The organism is Stieleria sedimenti, assembly GCF_025060895.1.
GTDB classification, from domain to species: Bacteria; Planctomycetota; Planctomycetia; order Pirellulales; family Pirellulaceae; genus Stieleria; species Stieleria sedimenti.
In genome coordinates this window covers 38899-46782 of sequence record NZ_JANZKV010000026.1, presented here as the reverse complement: position 1 = coordinate 46782, position 7884 = coordinate 38899, and the positions used below count along the sequence as shown (strand labels likewise).

Genomic DNA, 7884 nt, shown 5'->3' with positions numbered 1-7884 from the left:
TATCCCGGCGCACCTGCCCCGAATCATTCTGCCTCCACTCTCCCCACCTCTCCCCCCAGCCCGACGCCACAAACGACAAACGAATCACTGGGCCCAAACTCCCCGGTCTCTCGAAGTTCCTGCCGCCGCTGATCGATCTGCCGCATCCGCTCGATCGCCTGCTGCTTCGTCAGCACCGATTGCCCGTAAAGCACTTGCACGGACCGCCAAGCCAGGGCCTCGTCATGGCGTTGCAATTGCTCAAGTCGTTGAATGAGTTCATCGATCTGGGCCAGACGTTCGTCGGCCGACGGCTTCAACCCGGTGGCGATCAGCTGGGTCCGCCCGATCAGCTCGGCACGCTCGGCCGCAGCATTCGACGATTCTTCACGTCCCAATTCGGCCAACGATTGACTCAGCGATTCATACGCCTGACCATCGGTCGGGTCTTGCAGGACGACCTCGCAAAAACAACGCGTCGCGGACTCGTGGTCCCCGGACCGTGCATGCTGTGTCCCCAAGGCGAACCAGGTATGGACATCGTTGCGGTCCATTTTTTTGCGTGCCATCCATTCATCAAGCGCCCTGCCATCCTGGACAAGTGCCAGCACACGTCCGAGCAACGCGTTTTGATCGGCGTCTTGGATTGAGGATTCAAGCAACACCTGACGCGCATCATGCAACTGGTTCTGCGCGATCAAATCGAGCGCCTTGGCACGCCCATTCAGCGGGTCGATCGAGTGTGTCCCGGACAGCGGAATGGAGACTTTCAACAGGGTCAGCAACTCTGATTCGTGAATGTCACCCTGGCGACAGATGATCCGCAGGTGATCGGCAGCTTCAAGACGTCTGCCCAGCCCGAGCAACAAGTTGGCCAGCGCGCGATGCGGCATCGCGACTTGGGGCACTTCATCCACGAGGCGTCGCAAGCGTGATTCGGCGTCCGCGTAGTCGCCGTGCAGAACAAGCCACTCGGACGTCTGGCCCAACGCGGGCAGACGTGTTTCCGGATGCGCGACCGCCAGCCGATCCAGCATCCGAACCGCTTCGGGAAAACGGTGGCGCAACCCCAGCACGCGTGCCATCAAGAAGATCACTTGCGGATCCTCGGGCGTTTGAGACATCGCCACCCGTACGTGTTGGTAGGCCGCGTCGATGTCACCGCTGCGCAAGGCTTCGGTGGCAAGTTTGCCCGCTGCGGCCGCCGTCAGCGAATTAGTCGGCAGAGTAGCCGACGCCGGAGCGGGCTTTCGTGCTTCGTTCGTGGAGGCGTCATCAAGTATCGGACGCGCTTTTGGCTTCGGTTCAGGACTCCGCCGTTGGTGGACCTGGATTTCGGCCGCGCCGCTTGAAGCGTTCGAAGTCGAAGCAGCGGAGTGAGGCACGCCGCCGTTCGTTTCTCGGGTTGCGTGCTCACACCCAGCAAACCAAATCAGTAGTCCGAAACACGTCGCGACAAAGTAAGTGTCTCGTCGAAACGATTTCGGCCAACTCCATGGGCACCATGCTTGAGACAGACGGCATCCAGGCAGGGGTTTCATGGTTCCTCCCGAACGCGAATCCAATGGTCGTGAAAGACCATTCCTTGCTCGAACGTTTTCGCCGGCATGTGACATTCGATACAACCGTGCGTCGGCGACACGCTGCAAGCGACATGCTTGTCGGAATCCGGTTGATGGCAATTCCGGCAATCCTGTTCGTAGTCGGCTGTCGACTTGGTCTTTGAGTCTTGATGCGGGTTATGGCACGTCGAACACATGAACGTGCCTTCGGATTCCAAGTAGCATTCGCTTCTCAGCAGCCCGACGGGTTGAAAGCGAAGTAATTCGTTGGCGTAGGCACGTAACGCTCCCGGGTCGATGTGGCGCGGCAACCGATGACAATCTCCGCACAATTGCAGTTCCGATTCTAAATCCCATTGTTCGCGGCCCACTGAATACGGCGGCGGTGACGAGGACGCTCTGGATTGACGAACATGCTCACTGCCAGGGCCGTGACACTTCTCGCAGTTCACGTCGGCGACCAGATTGATGATCTCCGTTCCGACGATGGTGCCGGTGGTCGTGTGGCAATCAACACACTGCCTGACGCTCTCGCCACGAACCACATTGCCCCAATGTTCCAGTTCGTTGTGCGGAACCAGGCCCACGTGTCCCGGCGTCAATCCGAAATCACCATGTGACCCGAACCAAGAGATCCGATGTTCGACCCCGGCGACATCCGGCCCGTTGTCGTCGATCAACGTGAGCAAGGTGACCGCATTACGTCCCGATCCGAGTACGAAATGCAGCGGAAATGGTTCTCCGTTGGGATCGGCCGTCCGTCGGGACTGCAGCCCCTCTTGTCCGAACCGATACTGAAAAACGCCATACGGCTCTCCGGCATCCAGAGCTTTCTCGGCATACTTCTTCGCGATGTTCGATTCAAGCGTTGTCGCAAACGTATCGGCGTGGCCGGAGTGCCGATGCAGTTCAAAATTTTCTTGGTGGCATTCCCGACAAACCTGTTTGCCAACATAGGTCGGCTCAGTCGCTCCAACGTCATCGTGAGCAACCACGCGATCGCCAGCCTGATCGAACGTCGCAAACTGGCACGACATCACCAATATGCACAGACCCGCGACGACTGCGGGAACCGCAACGCGGGTGTGATTTGCAAATCGATTCATCGGCAACGAAAACGAGACGGGCGATCCAATGGCGACCCCGCTGCCCGGATTGCCCGGGACGTTTGACCCAGGCAATCCGGCAACGATAGCCGGTAGGTGTGATGCGAGACAATCGGTGGCAGCGATTAACTCGCCGACTGTTGCATCGCTTTGGCGTATTCTTCCTCGCTCATGCCTTCAACCGGTACATCGTTGGTCGCTTCTGTCTCGGGCGGCCCGACGATCGCCGTGTCTCCGGAGCCTCCGCAACCGACGGCGGGAATCAAACAGAGTATGCAAATCGATATATAGAAATACTTTCTCATCATAAAACCTTTATAGTTAACTGGTTAATAAAGATCTCGCCCCCTAGGAACGAGGGCGAGACGCGATGGTTTCGAGCCGAGGTTGCAATTGGGTTTACTGATTCAGCGATTACTGATTCAGTTGCTCGTCGATCACTTCACTGGCAGCCTTGGTGCCGAGGGCGCCCCACAGGCCGTAGGGGCTTTCCGCACCGGGACGGGACTGGTTCTGGTCGTACCAGATCCCCGAGGCCCGCTGGTCACCGGCTTCGATCGAATCGGTGATAAACGTGACCGCACCGTCACCCATCAGCACGTGGCACCCGCCTTGATGAAAACTGCTCGGTGAAAAGTTGCCGGGATTGTCGGCCCAGCGTCCGATACAAAGCTCGCTGTTAGGCGGACGGACCGTAAAGACGGCTTGAATCGAAGTCCGGAACGCCGAGGCCCAACTCATGCCGCGGCCATTGGTCTCACCCACCACAACGCTGGTCGGCGGAGTGCATCCACCCGTGCTTTGGCTATCACACCAGAACCGCGGTCGATCCGGATCAATTTCATTGGAATCGACACAGTGCATCGGATTAAAGAAGTGATCGTCGTCGCCGCCAGTGGAAGACCACGAGATCGATCCATTGATCGCCTTGTCGCCTTGATCGGTGACAATTTCCCCACACGCGATCGTGTTGGACAAGCCGTCTTTCACATCACGAAACGCGAATTTCGTATACGGAGCGAACATGCCACGGTGAAGTGTTTTGGCGTTTCTCGCATTGCCGGCATTGGTCGTGGGCACCATTTGAGCGGTGTCAAAGTGGGAGATGATCTGGTTCTTGGGGGCTTCGCCCAAGCAGGCGCCGTAGTTGACGCGGCCACGCCCAGGAAGTCCCGATCCTCCGTCACTCGGGCAACGCAGCGTCGGAATCTCCGACTGCCAAGGGATATACCCCGGATTGGTCGAATACGACTTGGGACTCGGTCCCATCGCCGGCCAGTAATTGAGTGGGCCGGGCGGTGCGGCACCGGTCACCGTCTGGATACTTCGATTGGAAATGTGATCCCACAGGCCCTGCTGCTCAAAGTACGCCGTCAAAGGCACCCAAATACTCAGGCTTTTGCGATTGGCCGTGTTGCTCGCACGCCACCATGCCGGCGGCGTCTCGAGTCCTTTGCCCGTGCCGCCACCGTACGGCGGCAGTTGCTTGAATGCGGAATGATAATTGTGAATTGCCAAACCGAGTTGCTTGAAATTGTTGCTGCAACTCATTCGTCGTGCAGCCTCTCGAGCGGCCTGGACCGCGGGCAAGAGAAGCCCTACTAAGATCCCGATAATGGCGATGACCACCAATAACTCAACGAGTGTAAAACCAGCAGGGCGACCTGCTGCGCGGGTTCGAACCATTTCGTGCTCCAATGAAACAAAGAAGGAAGTGATAACGCCAACGAAAAGCCTCACGCACAATGTGGTCCGTTCTAGATCTAATCGCATCCAACGAATTAAATACCAATCAATGAACGTAGATAGATGTCGAACCACCTCCCCAAAGCAGGGAAAGTTTCAATGCCTGTTTGGTGGGTGAACGAATTGCTTCTAGGCGGGCAACTGATTCGCTGGCCCATCGATGGGTTTGCTATCAGCCATGTAGAGCAGTGAACCGCGGCAGAGGCCGAAATGTTCCGCATAAAATGCCGCTTTTGTTGTTTTATGGAACCAACTTATATCTTGCACACACTATGGGTCTTGCAGAATGGCCACAGGTGGCATTGGTTGTGTTCACTAATTTTCAGTGGGTATATTGTTATTCTGTCCCGTATCATTCTGCCACTTCAAATCGTTCTGCCATGCCCTCCTTTCGATTCGATTGGAGCGAGGCTAAAGGTCCCGCCGATGCAACGTTGGTTTCTGCTCGTCGCATTCTGTTGGGTCGTGGGGTGTGGCGCCGATGTAAACCAGACGATTCAACCCGAGGTCGGCAACGATCAGGAACAGTTGTCCGATCCGATCCAGGCGATGCAACGCGCGGTTTCAGATCGCAACTGGGACGTCGCTTGGGAAATGGCCCCAAGAGCATTGCTATTGGCCCCGGACGATCCAGCGATGATCACAGAAGTTGCAGTGATCGCGGCGAGGATGGGGCGCACGTCGCAAGCGGCTGATCTGATGGTCCAGGCTGCTCGGCACAGCGACTTCGATCCGCAGCGGGTTGAGCACGCGATCCAAGCCTTGATCGACGTGGGGCGTCTCTACGACGTGATCGATTTGCTGCAAGATACGGTCCAAGCCAATCCATCCGATCATCTGCTGCGCGTCAAATTGATCGGCTTCTTGAAAGAAGCTCAACGCAATGAATTGATCGAACCACATTACCAGACGCTGATTCGCAAACGTCACTTTGACCTGCAGTTGTTGGTCGCGTTGACCGATGCCGAGAGCCGCACGTTTTCAACACAAACGGTGCAATGGATGATCGAGCGAAATCCCGATGACAGGCGCGTTCGGATGGGAGAAGCGATCGATTTGAAGGACAATCGTAAGTTTGAAGCGTCCCGGGACGTTTGTCGCGAGATCCTTGACCGACATCCTGATTTCGCGCCCGCCCAAGCCCTACTTGGGTATGTCCTTGCGGCTCAACAGCTTGAATCGGAATTGGTGGCCTGGATCGCCCATACGTCGGAGCATTGTAAGGAACAGGTTGACTACTGGCTCGCCCTGGGCAGCTGGTGGACATCCAGAAACGAACACGCCCACGCGGCGCGGGCGTTTCACGAAGCGACGCGGCGAGATCCCAACAGCAGCGTCGCGTGGGCTCAATTGGCAACTTCGATGCGCGTGCTTCAGAATTCGGCCGACAAGTCTTCTGATTCGGTGTCGGAGGCCCAACTGAATCAGATCGACCAGCGTGTGCAGAACCTGTTGCTGATGCGCAAAGATCTAAGCGCGTTCACTTGGAGCGAACACAAGAGCCAGCGGATCGCTGTCGAGATCGCCAAATCGCTTTCCCGTCTTGGGAGAAACTGGGAAGCAGAAGCGTGGGCCGCAGTTGCCACGACGCTTGCCGACGAACCGGTTGCAGATCTGGCCGGCACACGAACACAGATTGTTGATCGACTGAAGCGCGATCAACGCTGGCAGTCCACGACCTGGAACCACGAGTTCGACATCGACCTGTCACATCTGCCGATGCCAGCGACAACGCCAGTGACAACGCCAGTGCCGGACGACATCGACGTCGATCCTCAAATCGCGAACATCCCCACCGATTCACCGCGTGTTTCGATTCGTCTGGGTGATGAAAGCGGTCGCTGGGGACTGACCGGGCTGGGGGCCGACAGCGATCCAGACGACGATCGACGCGGCGCGCTGACGCGGTCGACGGGCGTCGGCGGCGGCGCCATCGACTACGATCTTGACGGCTGGTCGGATGTCGTGGTGATGGGGGCCGGTGGAGAGATGTTGCAATCCGACTCGCACCCTAACGAACTGCTGAGGAACGACGGTGACCGCCTGCTGCCGGTCTCAAAGCCGGCCGGGATCGCCTACACCGACTTCGGCCAGGGATGTTGCGTCGGCGATTTCAACGAAGACGGATTCCCCGATCTGTTCTTTGCCAACCTCGGTGCCAATCGACTGTTGCGAAATAACGGCGACGGATCGTTCAGCAATTGTGATGACCTTTTCAGCGACGAAACGACCGCCGAGTGGACGACCTGTGCCGCGTTCGTGGACATCAACCGCGACGGCATCTCTGACTTGGTGACCGGAAATTATTGCTCGACCGCCGGCGACCCCGATCGGCCCTGCCCGAACGAATCCGGCAAACTGGGGACCTGTCATCCGCTTCGATTTCGCGCCCAAGCAAACCGTCTCTACTTGGCAGATGCTTGCGGCCGTTTTTCCGAAGTCACCGATCGCCTGACCGATCCCCTCTCGTCCGGCCGAACGATGGGAGTGCTTGCGGGCATGCTGATACCGGACACGCTGGGGATTTTTTTTGCCAATGACATGTCGCCCAATGAACTGTTGACGCAAACCGTTCCAGCGCAAATCGATCAATCGCATACCGCCCAATCGCAAACAGAGCGATCACCCGTGCGACTGGACCAAACGGCGGTCGCACGCGGCGTGGCCGTCGACGCCGCCTCCCGGCCCCAGGCTTCGATGGGAATTGCGGCCAGTGATTTTGACGGCGATGGCGATCTGGACTTGTACGTGACCGGTTTTGCCAATGAGTACAACATTTACTACGAACAAGTCTCGCCGGGGTTTTGGAGCGACCGGTCCGGCAAGGTCGGCTTGCTGCAACCGACCCTGGCGACGGTCGGCTTTGGAACCGAAGCGATCGACTTGGACGGTGACGGGAGCGACGAAATCGTGGTCACGAACGGTCATATTGGTGAATTTGATGATGGAGAGTATGCCTATGAGCAACCGTTCCAGATTTTCAAACGCCGCACCGACGGCATGTTTGTGTTACTCGACGACGACGATTGGGGAGACTATTTTTCACGCCCCCACGTCGGCCGAGCGCTCTGGACCATAGACATCAATGGTGACCACCGCAATGACGTGATGATCACCCACACGCGCGAACATGCTCGACTGTTGATCAACCAAACGCCCACGACCAACCGTCACCTCTCCTTTCGATTGATCGGTCGGGAATGTGCGCGAGATGCGACCGGCGCGATCGTTCGTTTTTCGCATGACGGTAAAAAGCGATCGTTGTGGTGCCTGTCCGGCGATGGCTACATGTGTAGCAACGAACGCATCTTGCGAGCCGGCGTCGGATCGTCCGATGAAGTCAACAACGTTCACGTCATCTGGCCAGACGGCTCGGTCGATCGGATCGGCAACCTGGCAACCAACACCCACTATTTGGTCGTCCAAGGCGACGACGCGGCAACCAGTCTCCTACGCGGACAGAAGTGAACGCAATGCAAAACGAGGAGCAG

Annotated in this window: 5 protein-coding genes; 1 reads left to right on the top strand and 4 read right to left on the bottom strand. The window is 57.5% G+C overall.

Features of this window, described 5'->3' with window-relative positions:
* Positions 1–23 precede the first annotated feature (23 nt).
* The 4 genes from NZK35_RS03755 to NZK35_RS03740 all read right to left on the bottom strand — a co-directional run bounded on the left by NZK35_RS03755 (position 24) and on the right by NZK35_RS03740 (position 4333).
* Positions 24–1364, bottom strand: coding sequence for a tetratricopeptide repeat protein (locus tag NZK35_RS03755; RefSeq protein ID WP_259631261.1), 1341 nt, complete (start codon positions 1362–1364; stop codon positions 24–26).
* A gap of 152 nt (positions 1365–1516) precedes the next feature.
* Entirely contained in the window at positions 1517–2647 is a 1131-nt protein-coding gene (locus NZK35_RS03750) for a multiheme c-type cytochrome (RefSeq protein WP_259631260.1), read from the bottom strand.
* Positions 2648–2772: 125 nt separating this feature from the next.
* Entirely contained in the window at positions 2773–2955 is a 183-nt protein-coding gene (locus NZK35_RS03745; protein WP_259631259.1) for a hypothetical protein, read from the bottom strand.
* A 106-nt stretch (positions 2956–3061) separates the two neighbouring features.
* Positions 3062–4333, bottom strand: coding sequence for a DUF1559 domain-containing protein (locus NZK35_RS03740; protein ID WP_259631258.1), 1272 nt, complete (start codon positions 4331–4333; stop codon positions 3062–3064).
* Positions 4334–4819: 486 nt separating this feature from the next.
* On the opposite strand from NZK35_RS03740, the gene NZK35_RS03735 reads away from it, so the two are divergent.
* Positions 4820–7861, top strand: coding sequence for an FG-GAP-like repeat-containing protein (locus tag NZK35_RS03735; protein ID WP_259631257.1), 3042 nt, complete (start codon positions 4820–4822; stop codon positions 7859–7861).
* Positions 7862–7884 lie beyond the last annotated feature (23 nt).